Genomic DNA, 19,164 nt, shown 5'->3' on the forward strand with positions numbered 1-19,164 from the left:
TAGATTTTCTCGTGAGTGACCGGCTTCACTTCGGTTAGGTTTTTATGTGAGTTGACACGGGCGAAACGCGCGTTTTGGGCGCAACGGACAGCGGGCCTCGGGCCATCCCCGGTGGCAAGGTCGTTTGGTACACTAAGGAGGAGAGCGGAGTGAGGTGACCACCGTGCGCGTGTTTCAGAAGGACGAGCGCCTCGGCATCGAATTGCCGGTCCTTGAAAAGCCGTGGGGCGCCTACACACGGGAAGAGCGCGAGGCCATCCTCAAGGAGTGGGAACGGATCCGGGGCACGATCCCCGACCGCATCAAGGCGCTCGAAGCCGAAATCGAGGCCCTGCAGGCGCGGCTGAACCAGGCCGACCGCGAAGAGGAGATCGACCGCCTGTGGGCGGCGGTGTGCGAGTGCGCCAGCCGCATCAACGACCTGAACAACTGGTACCGCACCCAGCCCGACGTCGAGCCGGACCCGGACATCGCCGCCGAACACCGCGAAAGGGAGAAGTGACGCCGCGGCCGGCTAAACCCAAGCGGGCGCGGCGCCACCCCGTCGGGCATCTTCGCTAGGTCAGCATGTCCTGCCGGGTGAACACCCAAAAGGCGGCAAGAAGCGCGGCCGCCCCCCACACGCCGAGCACGGCGAGGGAAAAGGGCAGCGTCATCCCTTCGATCGGCGGGGCGTTCCCCGCCAGGTAGTCGGTCAACTGCAGGTTAACGACGAAGAGGTATTTGGCCGTCTGCCACGAGGAGACCATCTCCGTCAGGATGACGCCGGCGATGAGGGCGGACAGCATCGTCCCCATGGCCGCCGCCGTGCTGCGCAACAGGACGGACAAGAGGAACGACAACGTGGCGACGATAACCGTGGCGTACCACACCAGCCCCGCCTGCATGAGCAAGTACAGCCCCTGCGGGAGGACGTGAACCCGATCGGTCCGCACGGTCTCGCCGACAATCTGGAAGCCGGTCAGCACGGGCATCGTCCAGCCGCTGTAGCCGAACACCAGACCGGAGATGAGGTACGCCAGCAGCACCGTCGCGGCGATGATCAGCGACACGAAGAGGAGCAGGGCCAGGTATTTGCTCAACAGGATTTTCCATCGTCGCACCGGGCGCGTGAGGAGCAGCTTGATCGTCCCCCCGGTGTGCTCGCCCGACACCATGTCCGCCGCCACGACGACGACAAGAAGCGGAACGAAGAGCGAAGCGGACCGCTCCAGAAAGACGCGGGCAAAGGTGACCCCGCCGGGGGCGAAGGGGTTGATGTCGTGGTCGAGGTAGTACTGCCGCTGCTGGAGGCGGATCTTGAGGAGGCGGCGCCATTCGTCCGTCAGGCGGGCGCTCGTGAGCCGGTTTTGCAGATCGACGATCTCCTGCTGCACGATCGTCCGCCAGTCCTTCGTTCCCAGGCGCTTCTGCTGCTCCACCGTCGTCTTGTACTGGGCATAGGTGAAAACGGGGATCAGCACGGCCAAGATGGCCAGCACGACGTAAAACCGCTTCTTCCGCACCACTTTCAGGATTTCGTTGTACACCAGGGCCAGCATCACGCGATCCCCTCTCCCTCGGTCAGGCGCAGGAACCACTCTTCCAAGGTCGGGACCTTGCGCACGATCCCGTATACGGCCACCTGCGCGGCGGCCAGCTGGCGGTTGGCCTCCGGAATGCGGTCAAAGGGCATGTGACAGACGACGGCCGGTTTCCCGTTCGCCGGCCCTTCGTCCTCGTCCAGCACCCGCACCTGCGGAACGGCGGCCAGCACGCGCCGCGCAACTTCGGCATTGTCGACGTGCCACGCCACGCGCCCCTCGTCTTCGGCCAAGAGCTCGTCCACCCGCCCGATGCGCAGGATCCGCCCGCGGTGGATCAGGGCCACCCGGTCGCACATCAACTGCACTTCGGCCAAGAGGTGGCTCGACACGAAGACCGCCAAGCCTTCGGCCGCCAGCGCTCGAATCAGCTCGCGCATCTCGCGGATGCCCGACGGATCCAGGCCGTTGGTCGGCTCGTCGAGAATGAGCAGCTCCGGACGGGCGAGGAGCGCCTGCGCGATGCCCAAGCGCTGGCGCATGCCCAGGGAGTAGGTCTTTACCTTGTCGTCCAGGCGCCGCTCCAGGCCCACGATGCGGGCCACCTCCTCAATGCGGGCTAGGGGCACACCGCCGATCATGCGCGCAAAGTGAAGCAGGTTCTCCCGCCCCGATAAAAAGGGATAGAGTTCCGGGTTCTCCACAATGCACCCGATGCGGCGCAAAGCTTCCTCCGGCTGCCGGTGCACGTCAAAGCCGGCAATCGTCACCGATCCGCTTGAGGGGCGGATCAAGCCGACCAGCATGCGGATGGTCGTCGTCTTTCCGGCACCGTTTGGCCCGAGGAAGCCGAACACTTCCCCCGGGTACACGTCAAAGGTCACGCCCTCGACCAGCGTGCGCCGGCCAATGCGCTTGGACAGCCCGCGCACGGCCAACACCGGTTCGCGTCGCTGTTTGCCTCCGTTCATGGCTTCCCCTCCGCGCTGGCGGTTTTCGCTCACCGCACCACCTGCCAGATGCGTTCGGCAATGGCGGCATATCCGGCGCCGTTCGGATGGAACCGGTCCGCCGCCAGGTATTCATCCAGGTGAAACTGGAACAGGTCAACGAGCGGCACGACGGCCACATTGGGCATATGGGCCGTTCGCGCGGCCACCTCGGCATTCCACCGCTCGAGGAGCGCCGTGATCGCCTCTCCCTCCGGCCAGGTGGCATACGGGTTGTACAGGCCGACGTAGACGATCGGGGCACGGGGATTGATCGCCCGCAGCTCCGTCACGATGCGCACCACGCGGGCAAGGCTCTCGTCGAAGACGCGCCGGGCATGGGCCAAATCGACGCCCGTCTCCTGGGCGGCCACGCGCAGATCGTTGCCCCCGATGGACAGCGTGATCAGGTCGGCCCGGGCAATCGTCTGGCGGAAGGCGGGTTCCTTTTGCAAACGGCTGAGGAGCTGGTCCGACCGGTAACCGTTGACGGCGAGGTTGTGGACATACACGGGCTTCTTCCGCGCCTCGGCCACCCGCTGCCGCAACCGTCCGAGGTAGCCAAGGCCTTCGGAATCCCCGGCTCCGCGCGTCAGGGAATCGCCCAGTCCCACCAGGCGAATGGCCGTATCGGAACCCGGCTCCACGACCGAAGGCGGGCGAGCGGGTTGGGCCGCCGGCGGGCGAGCGGAAACCACATCGTATACGGCCAGCACAAATCCGCCGGCCCAAACGAGGGTCAGCACGAGCGCGAGGATTCCGAGCGCGACGATTCCTGGACGGTACACGGTTTCCCCCCTTTCTTGCATCAAGTGGGGACGCCCTTCTCATTTTCCCGTAAAATTTTTCTTCCCGCAAACCGATACAAAGAGTAAGGCCACCTTCGCGCGTGAAGCAGCCAACCCTCATCGGCCGGCTCAGCCCTTCGGGGACACACCAGCTTATGGGGAGGTACGGACAGGAATGGATCGCACCACGTTGCTCGGCATCGTCATCGGCGTCACCTCGCTGGTTCTCGGCTTTGTGCTCGAGGGCGGCCACATCGGTGCGCTCTTTCAGCTGACCGCGGCGCTCATCGTCTTTGGCGGAACGCTGGGCGCCGTCACGATCAGCTTCCCCTGGTCCCAGCTCAAAAAAATCCCCCGCATGTTGAAAGAGGCCTTCACGGAACCCAAGCGCGACCCCCACAAGCTGATCGAGGAATTGGTGGAGCTGGCCACCGTCGCACGGCGGGAAGGGCTCCTCGCCCTGGAGTCGCGCGCCATGGAACACCCTCACCCGTTTCTGCGCGAAGGGCTGATGATGGCCGTCGACGGCGTCGATCCCCAGGCGCTGAAGCAGATCCTTGAGCTCACCATCGACACGCGGGAAGAGGAAAAGCTTCGCGCGATCCGCATTTTTGAGGCGGCCGGCGGGTTTGCGCCGACCATGGGCATCATCGGCACGGTGATGGGGCTTGTCCACGTGCTCAGCAACATCAACGACCCCAGCAACCTCGGCCCGGCGATTGCCGTGGCGTTTATCGCCACGCTGTATGGTGTGGCGAGCGCCAACCTGCTGTACCTTCCCCTCGCCAACAAACTGAAAGCCCGCCTGCAGGAAGAGCGGTTGGAGCTGGAAATGATGCTGGAAGGCATCCTCTCCCTGCAAGCCGGCGAACACCCGCAGCTCATTCAGACCAAGCTCGCGGCCTTCGTGCAAGGGCGCGTTCCGGCCAAAGCGGAGAGGGAGGAGACCGCGTATGCGCAAGCGCAGAGCTCACGAAGCGCATGAAAACCACGAGCGCTGGCTGATCACGTATGCCGACCTCATCACCCTGCTCATGATCTTCTTTGTCGTGATGTACGCGCTGAGCAAGCTCGACCAGAACAAATACGCCGTATTCGCCCAAGCCCTGCAAGCCGAATTTCGCAATGCGGACGCCATCCTGGAAGCCCCCTCGGCGTCCGCGTTTCAGCCAACCAGCCCGGTGGACGAGGCGCCGACGCCCCGAACGGGAGAAGGTCCCGACGCGATCCCGTCGGAAACGAAACGTCACCTCCTTCAGCGGGAACGGGAACTGCAACAGATGCAAGCCGAACTCGAGAAAACGATCCGCGCCCACGGCCTGGAAGGACGGGTCTCGGTGGCGAACACCCCGCGCGGCATCGTCCTGCGCCTCAACGACCTCGTGCTCTTCGAATTGGGAAAGGCCGACCTCCGTCCGGAAGCGCTCGCCCTGCTCGATGAGCTGGCCCGGCTGTTTTCCCCGATCCGCGGCACCATCAGCGTGGAAGGGCACACGGACAACATCCCCATCGGTCCCCATTCCCCCTTCCGGGACAACTGGGAGCTGTCCACCGCTCGGGCCCTGTCCGTGGTCCGGTATTTCACGGAAGTCAAAGGATTGGACCCGCGCAAATTTGTCGCCGTCGGCTACGGCGAATACCGCCCCCTCGTTCCCAACACGTCCGAGCAAAACCGGCAGAAGAACCGGCGCGTGGAAATCGTCATCCTTCGGTAACGCGAACGCACAGACCCCGAGCCGAGGCTCGGGGTTGTTCGTGCAGAGCCGCCTTCTTTACCCGCCTTCCCGGAAGTCCACCTTGCCTCACGCTAGCGCCGCTGCTCGAGGCGCCGCACGCGATCTTCCAGCCGGTCGATCCGCCGATCTAGCCGGTTGATTTCCCGCTCCAAGCGGGTCACGCGGCGCTCCAGATTGAAAATGCGAGGCATCGGCAGCTGCTGCTGAACGGGCAAGAAGGGGGCAACGGGAAACTGCTGAGCGGGCGAGAAGGGGGCAACGGGAACCAGCAGGACCTGGCCAACATCGAACTGATTCGGATCGCGCAGGCGGTTGGCCTCCATGATCGCCTCAACCGACAAGCCGTAACGAGCGGCGATGGACCACAGCGTCTCGCCGGGTTGCACAATGTGCCGAATCATCTCGGCTCCCTCCTTAATGGGGTGGCCTTCCCCCTTGTTCCCTTTTACTCTATTGGCTGAAACGGCAAAATTTCCGGGATGGCGGCCTATTCGAACAAAAATGGTCGTCTCCCCACCCAAAAGAAGATCCACTCCTGTCCAAAACAAAAACGGGAGCGGTGCCCTTTGCACGCGCTCCCCGTTTTGGTCGTCGGGATTCGGGTTATGTAGGGCGGGAAAGCAATCCTGTAAGCCGGGTTCTGTTCCCCGAGTGGTCGAGCGGCCCTCTGGCCTCCCACCCATTGGGGCGGCAACCATCTATCTGGGCCGTCCATTGCTGAACGGCTCAAGCGGCCTACCCAGGGACCACGCGGGCCACGTGTGCCGCGCGGGATGCGCGGCTGTCCCTCTACTAGGCCTTGCTCCGGGTGGGGTTTACCAGGTCGACAGTCGCCAGCCGACCTCGTGAGCTCTTACCTCACGGTTCCACCCTTGCCTGTGCGACCGAAACCGGTCGCCATCGGCGGTCTGGTTTCTGTGGCACTATCCTTCGGCTCGCGCCGACTGGGTGTTACCCAGCACCCTGCCCTGTGGAGCCCGGACTTTCCTCCAGCGGGGGCTTGCGCCACTCCGCCAGCGGTTGCCCGGATTGCTTTCCCGATGGTCACGAGACAACAAAAGCGCGGCGTTTTGCGGCACCGCGCATTTGCTAGTTTATCATAGAACGCGTCGCGAAACAAGAGGGAATGGATGGCAAGCTCATTCGATCACGTACACGCGGACATTCCTCTTGACGCCAAACGCGACGGCTTCCCTCACGTCGTTAAAAAACACGTCGATGCGGTTCCCTTTGATCGCGCCCCCCGTGTCCTGGGCAACGCGATACCCGATGCCTTCGATGTACACCAGCGATCCCAGCGGGATGACCCGCGGATCGACGGCGATGGTGACCCCCTCAACCGCCCGCTCCCCGCTGGCCGTGATCCCGTAGGCCGGATGGCCGGGCCATTTGCCGGTCGACTCCGGTCCGGCCGTGTAAGCCGTCAACGTCATGGTGTACACCTTGCCCTGCCCGCCACCGGGCGCCGCGGAGGCGGCAAGCGAAGCCGTCCGCACGGTGTGCCGGTCCCCTTTTTCCTTCTCCACCGGCGGGTTCGCCACCGCATCGCCCGGTTTCGGGATGATCAGGCTCTGGCCGACGCGAATGAGCTCGGCCGACGCCAGGCGGTTGGCCGCCACAATGGCCTCGACGGTCACGCCATACCACCGGGACAGCCGAAACACCGTCTCACCCGGCTGCACAACGTGCACGACAGCCCCATCGGACGCTGGGGAACGCCCGTCTGCGATCAGGACGTCCTCCTCCATATCGTCCCCCTCCAAACCGGGAGCCGGCGCGCCAAAGGCGATCGTTCCCCACGCCAACGCCACGCCGGGTAGGACCACCAGGAGAAGCCGAAGCATGCGCATCTTGGACATGGTATGCATCACCTCTTCTAGCCTTTGTTACATACCATGTCCAATTTGTGTGAAAACTATACCTTTTTGTGTTGTTCCAATCGCCCGGGGCCCGACAAAGCGCAAGCGCCCCGGGTAATCCCGGGGCGTCTGTGCGGCGGCGTCGCGCGTTAGGGGGATGATTCCGGCCCGTTTTCGGGCGCCAACCACGTCTTGAGCACCGCGTCGGCGTGTTCGTTGAGATCCGGCCAACGGCCGCTTTCCGCTCCCCACCCTTCGGCCAAGCGCCCTGCGGCCGTGAGCGGGATGCGCATTTCCCCCCCTTCCCGTTCCGCCTTCCCTTCGCAAACGGACGCCTTCCCCTTAGGGATGATGTGCGCGGCCAGCCGCCGCGAGGTCGCATGCGCGCTCGCCAGCGCCTCCTCCGGGGAGTAGACCGGCGTCAGGCAGCAATCCACCTCGCGCGCGAAGGCCGCCCACTCGTCCCGCGTGCGCGCGGCAAACAGCTCGGCCACGGCTCGGTACACGGCATGGTCGTCTGCAGCCGGGGCAAACTGATGGGGCAGCCACTCCGGCCGTCCGACCGCCTCGCAAAACGCGCGCCAGAATTTCGCCTCCAACGCCGCCAAGGCGACGTGCCGCCCGTCGCGCGTGGCGTACACGTTGTAGCAGACCGTGCCACGCAAAAACCGCGTCAGCGTCTCGGGGGTTCCGCTGTGGGCCAGCAGGATCGGCAGCGCCATCAGTCCGATGAGCTGATCGGTCACGGCGATGTCGAGATGGGCCCCTTCTCCGGTGCGGGCGCGGCGGACAAGGGCCGCCACAATGGCCTCTGCCGCCGCCATCCCGCCAATCAGGTCGGCCAGGGGCAGGCCCGGCACCGCCGGGGGCGCATCCGGGCCAGCCAGGGCCGCGAGCATGCCGCTGGCCGCCAGAAAATTGAGATCATGGCCCGGCCGATCCGCCCATGCGCCGGTTTGCCCGTATCCGGTGAGGGAACAATAGACCACCCCCGGATTGACCGCCCGAACGGCGGCGTAGTCGAGGCCCCATTCGGCCATCTTCCCGGGCAAGAAGCTTTCCACGACCACGTCGGCGACGGCCGCCAGGCGAAAGGCCACGTCGCGGTCCGCTTCCCGCCGCAAGTCGAGGCAGATGCTCTTCTTTCCGATGTGGCTGGTCGCAAACAGCGCGCCCACCTCGCCGACACGCGGGCCCAGATGGCGGCCGGGGTCGCCGTCGGGCTGCTCCACCTTCACCACCTCCGCGCCCATTTCGGCCAGGCGCCGCGTGGCAAAGGGCCCCGGGAGATGGCGGGAAAAATCGAGCACGCGGATGCCGTTTAACAACCCCTCTCCGTGACGAAAATGGGCCATTGCGGTTCCTCCCCTCTCCACACAACGTTCGTGCAGGTTCGAATGTTCGGTCCTTTTTGCTCCTCTCCCGCCATTATGGGGGAAAATTCCGACGGACACAAGCCGTAACGGCTCAAAGGAGGGTTCCCGAAACAAAAACGTTCCCCGCCAAGGGGGAACGCCTGCCTTCAGAAACCACGCGTGCGGGCGCTGCCTCACTGCACCGCGTTTCCACGGCCGTTCTTGAGATGGTTCAACATGTCCTGCACAGGGTTACGCCCTGGGAGAGGGCCACCCCGCCGCCAAGGGCTGCAGCCACGCCGATCACTTCCTCAATCTCCCGCCGCGTGGCGCCGTGCTGGACGGCCAGATCGGTGTGCACCATCATGCAGTACTCGTCTTGCGTGCACAGGCTGATGGCCAGCCCCATCAGGTGCTTCGTCTTCAGATCGAGCACACCCGGAGCTCTGATCCGCTTTCCCCTCTTCCAACAAGACGGTTCCGAATTGCTCGCGCAGGAGGTATTTCTGGATCTTGCCGGACGGCGTGCGCGGAATGTGGTCGACGAACACCACTTTCTTTGGCTTCTTGTAGCTGGCCAGGTGTACCTTGCAGTACGCGATGACATCGGTTTCGGTCAACTCGGTACCCTCCGCTTTGACGACAACAGCGCAGACTGCCTCGAGGTACTTCGGGTCTTGCCCGCCGATGACAGCCACATCCTTGATTGCCGGGTGACGGATCAGCACGTCTTCGATTTCGGCGGGGTAGATGTTTTCCCCGCCGCTGCGGATCATGTCCTTCTCTCACCCACTTCCCCTACCTCCGCCGTCCGCCCGTCGTCGACGACGATGGCAATCTCCGTAAGTGGCATGGGCTTTCCGACCGTGTGCCCCCTGGCCACCGCGTCCCCCGGATCGAGGCACGCGGCGATGGGCGTCCCCTCGACGAGGGCAAGGAGGGCAACCCTCGCTCGGTCGGCCGAACGCATCCGTTTAGCCCTCCCCTCCCGTCATCCGTTTGCCGCCGCTTGTAGGCTTGTGTATGTCCATATGTTCGCAAGACGACAAAAATAGACCAGCCTCGAACTCGGAAAAAAAGAGAAGGGTGCCCTGCGCCCGCAGATCGCGAAAAAAAGTCCTCACCCGCGCAGGGTGAGGACGTGCGCACCTTATCGGTTGGCGACGGATTCGTCAAGCCGCCGCAGGAACTCCTTCATGAACCCGGGAAGGTCGGGCCAGGCGTGGGCCGACACCAAGTTGCCGTCGACATGGAGCGGCTCGGTCACATAGGACGCGCCCAGGGCCTCAACGTCCGGGCGGCAGGCGGTGTAGGCCGTCAGCTTCCGGCCGGCCAAATGTTCCTTGAGCCGCGCAAACACGAGGGCGGCGTGGCAGATGGCCCCGATGGGCTTGTTGGCCTCAAAGAAGTGGCCCACGATGCGCGGCACGTGTTCGTTCAGCCGGATGTATTCCGGCGCACGGCCCCCGGGCAGGATCAGGCCATCGTATTGCTCAGGCTTGACGTCGGCAAAGGCGATGTCCGCCTCCAGGCGATAGGCCGGCTTCTCCGTGTACGTCTCCCACTCCGGCTCGAAGTCGTGCACGACGGTGCGCAAGGTTTTCTTCGTCGGCGCCGCCACGTGCACCTCGTGCCCCGCCTCCTTGAGACGGTACAGCGGGTAAAAGACTTCCAGCGCTTCGACCGCATCACCGGTGAGAATCAGCACCTTGGCCATGTCACCATCCCCCTTCTCCGAAACGTTTCCATCGCGAATGTCGCAGGATGCGGACCCAAACGCCGTTTTCGCTTCCCCATTCCATTTTAGGAAAACGGCAGCAAACGCTCAACCGCAATAACACGGCCCATCGTTCCGTCGACCGCCGAAACCTCCCGTCAGGCGCCCACAAGCCGCTCCAGCTCGTCGACGAGGTCGGCAAACACGGCCAAAGCCTTCTCGATGGGTTCAGGACGGGTCATGTCCACGCCAGCGCGCTGCAAAAGGGCGATGGGCGTGTCGGACGAGCCGGACTTGAGAAAGTCGAGGTAGCGTGATACGGCCTCCTTTGGCCGCTCCAAGATGCCCTGCGCCAGGGCGATGGCCGCCGCGTAGCCGGTGGCGTACTGGTACACGTAGAAGGGCGTGTAGAAATGGGGAATGCGCGCCCACTCGTAGGCGATTTGCGGATCGACGGTGACCGCCGGGCCATGATACTCCACGTTGAGCTGTCGGTAGCGGGCGCAAAGGGTCTCGGCCGTCAGCGGCTGGCCGCCCTCCACCTGCTCGTGGGCCCATTTTTCGAACTCGGCGAACATCGTCTGGCGATACACTGTCGTGCGGAACTGTTCCAGTTGGTGGTGAAGAAGGGCCAGGCGCTCGGTGGGATCCTGGGTCCGCGCCAGCAGGTGGCGCACGAGCAGGATCTCGTTCACCGTCGAGGCCACTTCGGCGACAAAGATGCGGTAATGGGCGTACACGTAGGGCTGGTGCGTCCACGAGTAGTGGCTGTGGAGGGCGTGGCCCATCTCGTGGGCCAGCGTAAACACGTCGTGCAGCGTCCCCTGGTAGTTCAAGAGGACGTAGGGGTGCGTGCCGTAGGCCCCCCAGGAGTAGGCGCCGGAACGCTTGCCGCGGTTCTCGTACACGTCGATCCACCGCGAGGCGAAGGCTTCCTTCAGCACGCGCACGTAGTCGTCTCCGAGCACCGCCAAGGCGCGCGTCACGAGCTCGGCCGCCTTCTCGTACGGAACGGTCCGCTCCAGGCGGGCCAGGGGCACGTACAGGTCGTACATGTGAAGCTCGTCAAGGCCGAGGGCCTTCTTGCGCAGCGCCAGGTACCGGTGGAGAAGCGGCAGGTGGCGGCGCACGGTGTCGATGAGCTGCGTGTAGACGGCCACCGGAATGCGATTCGGCGTCAGCGCCGCCTCGAGGGCGGAGCGGTAGTTACGGGCACGGGCGAAGAAGACGTCCTTCTTTACACTGGCCGCAAACAAGGCGGCGAAGGTGTGCACCTTGCTCTCGTAGACGCGGTAGAGTGCGGTGAAGGCCTCCCGGCGCACGCGCCGGTCGGGGCTTTCCAGAAAGGTGAGGTAACGCCCCTTCGTCAGCTCCACCTCGTCGCCGCGTTCGTCGCGAATGGTGGGAAAGCGCAGGTCGGCATCGGACAGCATGCCGTACACCGTGCGCGGCGCGTCGGCCAGCTCGCCGGCCTCGGCCAGAAGCTGCTCCACCTCCGCCGAGCGTACATGGGGCTTGAGGACGAGGAGGTTTTCCAGCGCCGTCCGGTAGAGGGACAGGCCTTCCACCTCCTCGAGCCACGCCCGCAGCCGCTCTTCGGGAATGGCCAGGATCTCCGGCTCGAGGAACGAGAGGGCCGCTTCCGCCTGCACGAGGAGCGTGGTGGCCCGGTCGCTCAGGGCCTGGGCGTCGTGACGCGACGCGTCTTCGTCGCGGCGCATGCGCGCGTAGGCATACAGCCGCTCGACGCGCAGCTCCAGCTCGTCGCGCAGCTTGAGCGCCTCGAGAAGGCGCTGGCCCGACTGGCCGAGTGTCCCGCGGTAGGCGGCGATCTGCTGGATTAGCCCCTGAGCTTCCTGAAACACGCGTTCCCACTCGTCCCGGCTGGCAAACAGGTCCTCGAGCCGCCATTTGTACCGCTCGGGAATCGCCTCCCGTGTGGGCAGCGTTTTCGCTTTGCCCGCCTCCTTGGCCATCAACGGTCCCCCCTTGACGATGCGTTGCCGCCGCCCCTTCCGCTTACACAAACCGGAACGGGTCGGTGGATAGCTCCGAGGCGATCACCTCGGTGGCGTAGCCCGCGCGCCGGAGCTCCTCGGCGAGGCGTGCGCGCAAGGCGTCCTTCACGATGCGCTCCACATTGTGCCCCGGATCGATAAGGGCAAGGCCCAGGGCCAGCGCGTCGTGGGCCGTGTGGTAGTAGACATCGCCGGTGATGAGCACGTCGGCGCCGCGCCGGGCCGCCTTCGCCACAAATTTATTCCCGTCGCCGCCCAACACGGCCACCGTTTCCACTTGGCGGTCGAGGTCGCCGACGACGCGCACGGCAGACACCGCAAACGCCTCCTTCACCTTCTCGGCCAGCGCGCGGAGCGAAAGGGGCTCGGGGAGCTTGCCCATGCGGCCCAGCCCGTAGACGCGCCCGGCGTTCTCCACCGGGTAGACGTCGAAGGCCACTTCTTCGTAGGGGTGGGCCTTCAGCATGGCCTGGATGACGCGTTTGAGCAGCGGTTCGGGGACGATCGTCTCGAGGCGAATCTCCTCCACCGTCTCCAGTTTGCCCGGCTGCCCGATAAAGGGGTTGGCCCCCTCCCGCGGAAGGAACGTGCCCGTCCCTTCCACGTTGAACGTGCAGTGGCTGTAGTTGCCGATCCACCCCGCTCCCGCCTCGGCCATGGCGTCGAGGACCTGACGGTGGTGGGTTTTGGGCACGAAGACGACGATCTTCTTCAGCTTCTCCTCATACAGCGGGTCGAGGACCTCCGTGTCCAAAAGCCCCAGCCGCTCGGCCATGAGGTCGTTGATGCCGCCGGGGGCGACGTCGAGGTTCGTATGGGCCACGTAGACGGCGATGTCGTGTCGGATCAGCTTGGCGAGGAGCCGTCCCTGGGGCAAATCGGTGCGCAGGGCGGTCAAGGGGCGGAAAATCGGCGCGTGGTGGGCGATGATCAGGTCGACCCCCTTGGCGATGGCCTCGTCGACGACCGGCTCGAGGACATCGAGGGCGATCATCACCCGCCGCACCGGTTTCTCCAGCGTCCCCACCTGCAGCCCGATGCGGTCATCCGGGACGGCCAGGTGCTTGGGCGCAAACGCCTCGAGGAATTGGATCACCGTCTGTCCGTGGCAGACGGCCATCGGCATCCCCTCCCTCCTGTAGACTCGCGTGTGCACATCTTCCTCTCCCTCTGCATAGGGTAACGGTACCCGTGCCGAACCCCATCCTCAGGGAGGGACAACCATGGCACAGCCTCTGAAAACGGAATACCTGATGTTCTGCCCCTCCTGCGTCGAGTACACGCTGCTCCACGATTTCGATCCCAAAGTTGGACGCTTCCGCGGGGAATATTCCCTTCTCCACAACGCCTTCACCGAAAGCGACGAGCTCCTGTGCCGCTTCCTGCTCGCCCACACCGGCCACCTCGTCCGCCTGACGCCCAACCGCACCGACGACTACGGCCGCATCCTGCGCACCGCGCGCCGCTTCGCCGAAGCCGACATCGACAAGTACGTGGAGGCGTCCCTCGCCCAAAAGCAAGCCGCGGAGCAAGAAAAGCGCGGCGACCACAACCTGGGCAAGCTGCAGCTCGCCATCCTCATCCAGTACCTCGAGCAAGAACAGGAAGAGGTTCGCCGCACGCCGGCGCACTCCGCGAGCGAACATCAGGTGCTGCTGGGACAGGAGCTCGGCTTGCGCCGGTCGATCGCCATCGCGCGCAGGCTCGTCACCCATTTTGAACGGACGTACGGCCCCTAAGCCCTTGGGCGCCCATCCGGTTCGGCAACGGGCGTCCCGTTCGGCGGGGTCGCTTTTTTTTGCCGCAGGAGGGAAAGCCACCGGTCGATCCGCGCAAGATGCTGCTGAAGTTCCGCCCGTTTCGCTTGCGCCTTCGCGCTTTTCGCGCGCGCCAGCTGCGCGCAGACGCGGGCCAGGTGCTCGCGCTCCGCTTCCCATTTGCGCACGAGGAGCGGCGAGGCTTTGCGCCACAGGTGCGGGCCCACTTCGAGGAGCTCCTCCTCGGGCAGCTCCCCATCCCGATACGGCGCGCCGCCGTCGCCCGGTTCGGCCACCAACACCTCATAGAGCCGCCCGTCTTCTTCGAGGAGCTCCTCGTCCACCAGGCAAAAGCCGTGATCGCGCAGCCACCGCCGCACGCTTGCCGGCTCGGTGTTGGGCTGCAGCACGAGGCGTCGCACCCCGCGCAGGCGGTCGGGGTGGGCCGACAGAATGCGCACGATGAGCGGCCCGCCCATGCCGGCCAGGACGAGGACGTCGGCCTCGCCCGGCTCCAGCACGGACAAGCCGTCACCCAACCGCACGTCGATGCGCCCCTCCAGGCCGTGGCGGGCCACTTGCGCCCGGGCCGCCTCCCACGGTCCGCGGTGCACGTCGGTGGCCACGGCCCACGCCGCGCGCCCCGTCTGCACCAGGTACACCGGAAGCTGCGCATGATCGGAGCCGATATCGGCCACGCGGCTCCCGGGGAGCACGAAACGGGCAAGGGTGTGCAGGCGTTTCGAGAGGGACACGGCGGCCATGATCATCCTCCTTTTTCCTGCCCGCTCCCATTATAGCATGCCACGCCATGCGCCGCAGCGCGGACGCGAGACGCAAAAAAGCGCCCCGCCGTCAGAGCGGGACGCCAAGCGCCTCCCACGGAACTCCCCATCTTACGCCGTCTCGATGTCGCGCGCCGCCTCCAAGCCCAGCTCGCGGATGGCCATCTCGCGCAGCTTGTACTTCTGCACCTTTCCCGAAGCGGTCATCGGGTATTCGTCGACGAACTTCACGTATTTGGGGATCTTGTAGTGGGCGATCTTCCCCTCGCAGTAGGCGCGCACCTCATCCTCCGTCATCGTCTCCCCCGGCTTGAGGCGGATGAAGGCCATCACCTGCTCGCCGTAGACGGGATCCGGCACCCCCACCACCTGCACGTCCAGAATTTTCGGATGGGTGTAAAGAAACTCCTCGATTTCCCGCGGGTAGATGTTCTCGCCGCCGCGGATGATCATGTCCTTCAGCCGCCCGGTGATGTTGACGTAGCCCTCTTCGTCCATCACGGCGATGTCGCCCGTGTGCAGCCACCCCTCGGCGTCGATGGCCTGGGCCGTCTGCTCCGGCATCTTGTAGTAGCCCTTCATGACGAGGTACCCCCGCGTGCACAGCTCCCCCGGCACGCCCGGCGGCACCGGTTCGCCCGTCTGCGGGTCGACGATCTTCACCTCGGTGTGCGGCAGCGGCCGCCCGACGGTGGTGACGCGCCGCTCCAGCGGATCGTCGACCGACGTTTGGGTGATCACGGGCGAGGATTCCGTCTGCCCGTAGGCGATGGTGATCTCCCGGCAGCCCATCCGCTCGACCACCTGGCGCATCACCTCGATCGGGCACGGCGATCCGGCCATGATGCCCGTGCGCAGCGAGGACAGGTCGTAGCGGCCAAAATCCGGATGGGCCAGCTCGGCGATGAACATCGTCGGGACGCCGTACAGGGCCGTGCAGCGCTCCTTTTCCACCGCCTCGAGCACCTTCTGGGCGTCAAAGGCGATGAGCGGCACCATCGTCGCCCCGACGGAGACGCAGCCCAGCGTGCCCATGACGCAGCCGAAGCAGTGGAAGAAGGGCACGGGAATGCACAACCGGTCTTCGTGGGTCAGGCGCATCTGGGCGACGACGAGGCGCGCGTTGTTGACGATGTTGACGTGGGTGAGCATCACGCCCTTCGGGAACCCCGTCGTCCCCGATGTGTACTGCATGTTGATCACGTCATCGGGGCTGAGCTGGGCGGCGCGCGCGTCAAGCTCCGCGTCGGACACCTCGGCGCCCAGGGCCACCACGTCCGACCAATGCAGGTAGCCGGGGCGGCGCGGCTCGTCGAGGAGCACCACGTGGCGCAGCTTGGGCAGGCGACCGCAGCGCACGGCCGAAACGGCGGCTTCGCCCGCCGTCGAAGGCATCGTTCCCGCGGCCAGCTCGGGACACAGTTCCTCCACCATGGCCACGTAGTCGCTGCGCTTAAATCCGTTGGTCAGAAAGAGGGCCACGCTGTCGGACTGTTCGAGCAGATAGGCCAGCTCGGACGTGCGGTAATTCGTGTTCACCGTGACGAGCACGGCGCCGATGGTGGCCGAGGCAAACTGCAGGATCACCCATTCCGGGACGTTCGGCGCCCAGACCGCAATGTGCTCGCCCTTCTGGATGCCCAGCCGCATCAGGCCCTTGGCCGCCTGTCGCACGCGGTCACGAAATTCGCGGTACGTCAGGCGCAACCCCAGCTCCGGATAGACGAGCGCTTCGCGGTCGGCAAACCGCTGCGCCGTCTCGTCGAGCAACTGGCCAATGGTCTTGTGCACCAACTCCGTCATCCTTTCAACCTCCCGCTGACGTGTGATGGCACGAGCGCAATTCGCCTCCGGGTTCCGGCTTTTCTCAGTCGTCGAGGCACCCGATTTCCCGGGCAATGACCATGCGCTGCACTTCCGACGTCCCCTCGCCGATTTCCAGAAGCCGCGCGTCGCGGTAGAGGCGCTCCACCTGGTAGTCGCGCATGTAGCCGTACCCGCCGTGAATCTGGATGGCCTGGTGGCACACCTCGGTGCAGATCTCCGAGGCGTACAGCTTGGCCATCGCCGCCTCCTTGGTAAAGGGTCGTCCCTGGTCCTTCAGCCACGCCGCCTTGTACACCATGTTCCGCGCCAGCTCGATCTTCATGGCCATGTCGGCCAGCTTGAACTGGATGGCCTGGAACCGCGAGATGGCCTGGCCGAACTGGCGGCGCTGCTTGGCGTAGGCCAGGGCGCGCTCAAAGGCCGCCTGAGCGATGCCCACGGCCATGGCCCCGATGCCGATGCGCCCGCCGTCAAGGGTGGCAAGGAACTGCTTGAACCCCTCCCCTTCCTTGCCCAGCAGGTTCTCGACGGGGACGCGGACATTTTCCAGGATCAGCTCCGTCGTGTTCGACGACTTGAGGCCCATCTTCTCGTAGTTGGCGAGGACGCGGAAGCCGGGCGCGTCGGTGGGCACGATGATGGCGCTGATGCCCCGCTTGCCTTTGGATTTGTCGGTCACCGCCGTCAGGGCGAGGAATTTGGCGTAACTGGCGTTCGTGATGAAACACTTCGTCCCGTTGATCACCCATTCGTCGCCGTCGCGCACCGCCGTCGTGCGCGTTCCCCCCGCGTCGGACCCGGCACCCGGCTCGGTCAAGCCGAAGGCGCCCAGCGTCTCCCCGCGACACAGCGGCACGAGGTAGCGCTGCTTCTGCTCCTCGGTGCCAAAGAGGTAGATGGGCGCCGCGCCCAGGGAGATGTGCGCCGAATAGGTGATGCCGACCGAGGCGTCGGCCCGGCTCAGCTCTTCCACCACGATGGCAAAGCTGATCGTGTCGGCGCCGCCGCCCCCGTACTTCTCCGGAAAAGGAAGTCCCATCAGCTCCAGCTCGGCCATCTTCGCGAAAATCTCGCGGGGGAACCGGCCCGTCCGGTCCCGCTCTTCGGCCCCGGGGGCCACCTCGCCTTCTGCAAAATCGCGCACCAGGTTGCGGATCATTTTCTGCTCGGTGGTCAGCTCGAAATTCACCTCGATCTCCTCCTTTCCGCTTAGCCACGGCGCGGCACACTCCTGACTGAGCGTTTGTTCAGTTGCGGTTTACACCCCACACGGCAATCGCTTACAAAACCATTATAATTCCGCAAGTTTGTTTATGCAAGAATATTCGAAACTACACGGGCGAACCGTCGATTCTGTCAATTTCTCGCGAGACGGTGTAAGCGCTTCAATCCGCCCAAAGACGGGCGAATTTTTCCCCTTCCCGTCACAATTGAGATTTGCAATGGCGACCAAAACCCGGTAAAATGAGAACCAAAACGGAGGAAAACTGGCAACCGAAAACAAAAACGGACGGAGCCACTCCCCCGTCCGCACGAACCGACGGTGAACCATACGTAACGCGATCGATTGAAGGCAACCGGCGCGCCGGGAGAGCGCACCGGCACACCGCAACGAGACCAAGGCCGGCGCGCCAGACACCGAGCGAGCCGTTTACTCAAGGAAATCTTTCAACCGCTTGCTTCGGCTCGGATGGCGCAGTTTCCGCAGCGCTTTGGCCTCGATCTGACGGATGCGCTCCCGCGTGACGCCGAAGACCTTCCCCACTTCCTCCAGCGTCCGCGCTCGCCCATCGTCCAGGCCAAAGCGCAAGCGAAGCACGTTTTCTTCGCGCTCGGTGAGCGTGCTCAGCACCTCTTCCAGTTGCTCCTTCAGAAGCTCGTACGCGGCGGCATCGGCGGGCGCCGGCGCATCTTGGTCCTCGATAAAATCGCCGAGGTGCGAGTCGTCCTCCTCGCCGATCGGCGTCTCAAGGGACACCGGCTCCTGGGCAATCTTCATGATCTCCCGCACCTTTTCCGGCGTCATGCCCATTTCCTTGGCGATCTCTTCCGGCGTGGGTTCGCGGCCAAGCTCTTGGAGCAGCTGGCGAGAGACGCGAATCAGCTTGTTGATCGTCTCGACCATGTGCACGGGGATGCGAATCGTTCGCGCCTGGTCGGCAATGGCCCGCGTGATGGCCTGCCGAATCCACCACGTCGCGTAGGTGCTGAACTTGTACCCTTTGCGGTAGTCGAACTTTTCGACGGCCTTGATCAGGCCCATGTTCCCTTCCTGAATGAGATCGAGGAAGAGCATGCCGCGTCCCACATAGCGCTTGGCGATGGAGACAACCAGCCGCAAGTTGGCTTCAGCCAGCCGCTTCTTCGCCTCCTCGTCTCCTTGCTCAATTCGCTTCGCGAGCTCGATTTCCTCCTCGGCGGTCAGAAGCGGCACCCGCCCGATCTCCTTCAGGTACATGCGAACGGGGTCGTTGATCTTGACGTCGGCCGGCAAGTTCAAATCATCGTCATAATCCAAGGACTCGTCAAGGTCCAACGCGTCGCCGCCTTCCAGGTCGATCGGCTCTTCCGCCTCGCCGGCCACCTCAATGCCCTGCTCGTTGAGGTACTCATAGAACTCGTCGATCTGCTCGGGATCCAGTTCAAAAGGAGAGAGCCGGTCCATGATTTCCTGATAGGTCAATTCGCCGCGCTTTTTCCCCAATTCGACCAGCTGCTCTTTGACCTGTTCGAGGGTGAGTTCTTCGTCCCGTTGTTTCTTTTCTTTCCCTTTCTCTTTCCCTTTCGCCATGATACTCCCTCCTTCCCGG

General features: G+C 64.5%; 19 protein-coding genes, 1 other RNA gene and 1 pseudogene. 4 read left to right on the top strand and 17 right to left on the bottom strand.

What is annotated here, in order from left to right:
• Positions 1–154 precede the first annotated feature (154 nt).
• Positions 155–502 (top strand): hypothetical protein, encoded by a 348-nt coding sequence (locus tag IEX61_RS06155; RefSeq protein WP_054670779.1) that lies wholly within the window; start codon positions 155–157, stop codon positions 500–502.
• A 55-nt stretch (positions 503–557) separates the two neighbouring features.
• Here the strand turns inward: IEX61_RS06155 and IEX61_RS06160 are convergent, their stop codons facing one another.
• From IEX61_RS06160 to IEX61_RS06170, 3 genes are read right to left on the bottom strand one after another with little or no spacing between them, the layout of a single operon-like run.
• The gene (locus IEX61_RS06160) at positions 558–1,541 is read right to left on the bottom strand and encodes a DUF2705 family protein (RefSeq protein WP_054670775.1); all 984 of its coding nucleotides are present in this window, start codon (positions 1,539–1,541) and stop codon (positions 558–560) included.
• A complete protein-coding gene (locus tag IEX61_RS06165; protein ID WP_054670782.1) occupies positions 1,541–2,494 on the bottom strand; it encodes an ABC transporter ATP-binding protein in 954 nt (317 codons plus the stop codon). Before IEX61_RS06165 ends, IEX61_RS06160 begins: the two co-directional genes overlap by 1 nt.
• A 29-nt stretch (positions 2,495–2,523) precedes the next feature.
• Positions 2,524–3,300 carry a GDSL-type esterase/lipase family protein gene (locus IEX61_RS06170; protein ID WP_054670771.1) on the bottom strand — a complete coding sequence of 259 codons (777 nt, stop codon included), beginning with the start codon at positions 3,298–3,300 and terminating at the stop codon, positions 2,524–2,526.
• A 175-nt stretch (positions 3,301–3,475) separates the two neighbouring features.
• On the opposite strand from IEX61_RS06170, the gene IEX61_RS06175 reads away from it, so the two are divergent.
• Together IEX61_RS06175 and IEX61_RS06180 are read left to right on the top strand one after the other, a co-directional pair.
• Positions 3,476–4,285 (top strand): flagellar motor protein, encoded by an 810-nt coding sequence (locus tag IEX61_RS06175; RefSeq protein ID WP_188817159.1) that lies wholly within the window; start codon positions 3,476–3,478, stop codon positions 4,283–4,285.
• Entirely contained in the window at positions 4,254–5,015 is a 762-nt protein-coding gene (locus tag IEX61_RS06180) for a flagellar motor protein MotB (protein WP_054670767.1), read from the top strand. The genes IEX61_RS06175 and IEX61_RS06180 overlap by 32 nt, the downstream gene beginning before the upstream one ends.
• Before the next feature lie 92 nt (positions 5,016–5,107).
• Here IEX61_RS06180 and IEX61_RS06185 read toward each other — a convergent pair whose 3' ends face one another.
• The 10 genes and pseudogenes from IEX61_RS06185 to IEX61_RS06225 form a co-directional block, all read right to left on the bottom strand.
• Entirely contained in the window at positions 5,108–5,437 is a 330-nt protein-coding gene (locus IEX61_RS06185; RefSeq protein WP_188817161.1) for a LysM peptidoglycan-binding domain-containing protein, read from the bottom strand.
• A gap of 212 nt (positions 5,438–5,649) precedes the next feature.
• Positions 5,650–6,072: RNase P RNA component class A (gene rnpB, locus IEX61_RS06190), an RNA gene on the bottom strand.
• Between the two features lie 103 nt (positions 6,073–6,175).
• On the bottom strand, positions 6,176–6,895 hold the full coding sequence (locus tag IEX61_RS06195) for a 3D domain-containing protein (protein ID WP_229725739.1): 720 nt from the start codon (positions 6,893–6,895) through the stop codon (positions 6,176–6,178).
• A 149-nt stretch (positions 6,896–7,044) separates the two neighbouring features.
• Positions 7,045–8,250, bottom strand: a complete 1,206-nt coding sequence (locus IEX61_RS06200; protein WP_188817164.1) for a CaiB/BaiF CoA transferase family protein — start codon at positions 8,248–8,250, stop codon at positions 7,045–7,047.
• A gap of 232 nt (positions 8,251–8,482) precedes the next feature.
• A complete protein-coding gene (locus IEX61_RS12625; protein WP_256205580.1) occupies positions 8,483–8,857 on the bottom strand; it encodes a carboxymuconolactone decarboxylase family protein in 375 nt (124 codons plus the stop codon).
• Positions 8,823–9,026 (bottom strand): annotated as a pseudogene (locus tag IEX61_RS12430) (AMP-binding enzyme); the annotation flags it as partial. The gene IEX61_RS12625 and the pseudogene IEX61_RS12430, both read right to left, overlap by 35 nt.
• Positions 9,023–9,220, bottom strand: coding sequence for a hypothetical protein (locus tag IEX61_RS12435; RefSeq protein ID WP_054671310.1), 198 nt, complete (start codon positions 9,218–9,220; stop codon positions 9,023–9,025). The gene IEX61_RS12435 and the pseudogene IEX61_RS12430, both read right to left, overlap by 4 nt.
• Before the next feature lie 180 nt (positions 9,221–9,400).
• Complete coding sequence (locus tag IEX61_RS06215) at positions 9,401–9,967, bottom strand: DJ-1/PfpI family protein (RefSeq protein WP_054671306.1); 567 nt, start codon at positions 9,965–9,967, stop codon at positions 9,401–9,403.
• Between the two features lie 158 nt (positions 9,968–10,125).
• Positions 10,126–11,943 carry an oligoendopeptidase F gene (gene pepF, locus IEX61_RS06220; RefSeq protein WP_054671317.1) on the bottom strand — a complete coding sequence of 606 codons (1,818 nt, stop codon included), beginning with the start codon at positions 11,941–11,943 and terminating at the stop codon, positions 10,126–10,128.
• Positions 11,944–11,986: 43 nt separating this feature from the next.
• Positions 11,987–13,105 carry a Nif3-like dinuclear metal center hexameric protein gene (locus tag IEX61_RS06225; protein ID WP_188817189.1) on the bottom strand — a complete coding sequence of 373 codons (1,119 nt, stop codon included), beginning with the start codon at positions 13,103–13,105 and terminating at the stop codon, positions 11,987–11,989.
• Positions 13,106–13,208: 103 nt separating this feature from the next.
• Between IEX61_RS06225 and IEX61_RS06230 the strand changes: the two genes are divergently transcribed.
• Complete coding sequence (locus IEX61_RS06230) at positions 13,209–13,724, top strand: hypothetical protein (protein ID WP_054671302.1); 516 nt, start codon at positions 13,209–13,211, stop codon at positions 13,722–13,724.
• Here IEX61_RS06230 and IEX61_RS06235 read toward each other — a convergent pair.
• From IEX61_RS06235 to rpoD, 4 genes are all read right to left on the bottom strand, one after another.
• The gene (locus IEX61_RS06235) at positions 13,721–14,506 is read right to left on the bottom strand and encodes a tRNA (adenine(22)-N(1))-methyltransferase (protein WP_188817166.1); all 786 of its coding nucleotides are present in this window, start codon (positions 14,504–14,506) and stop codon (positions 13,721–13,723) included. The genes IEX61_RS06230 and IEX61_RS06235 overlap by 4 nt on opposite strands.
• Positions 14,507–14,638: 132 nt before the next feature.
• On the bottom strand, positions 14,639–16,330 hold the full coding sequence (locus tag IEX61_RS06240; RefSeq protein WP_188817168.1) for an AMP-binding protein: 1,692 nt from the start codon (positions 16,328–16,330) through the stop codon (positions 14,639–14,641).
• A 64-nt stretch (positions 16,331–16,394) separates the two neighbouring features.
• Entirely contained in the window at positions 16,395–17,543 is a 1,149-nt protein-coding gene (locus IEX61_RS06245) for an acyl-CoA dehydrogenase (RefSeq protein WP_054671132.1), read from the bottom strand.
• Positions 17,544–18,005: 462 nt separating this feature from the next.
• Entirely contained in the window at positions 18,006–19,145 is a 1,140-nt protein-coding gene (rpoD, locus tag IEX61_RS06250; RefSeq protein WP_188817170.1) for an RNA polymerase sigma factor RpoD, read from the bottom strand.
• Positions 19,146–19,164: the final 19 nt, after the last annotated feature.

Origin of the sequence: Calditerricola satsumensis, from assembly GCF_014646935.1 — a bacterium.
Taxonomy (GTDB): Bacteria; Bacillota; Bacilli; order Calditerricolales; family Calditerricolaceae; genus Calditerricola; species Calditerricola satsumensis.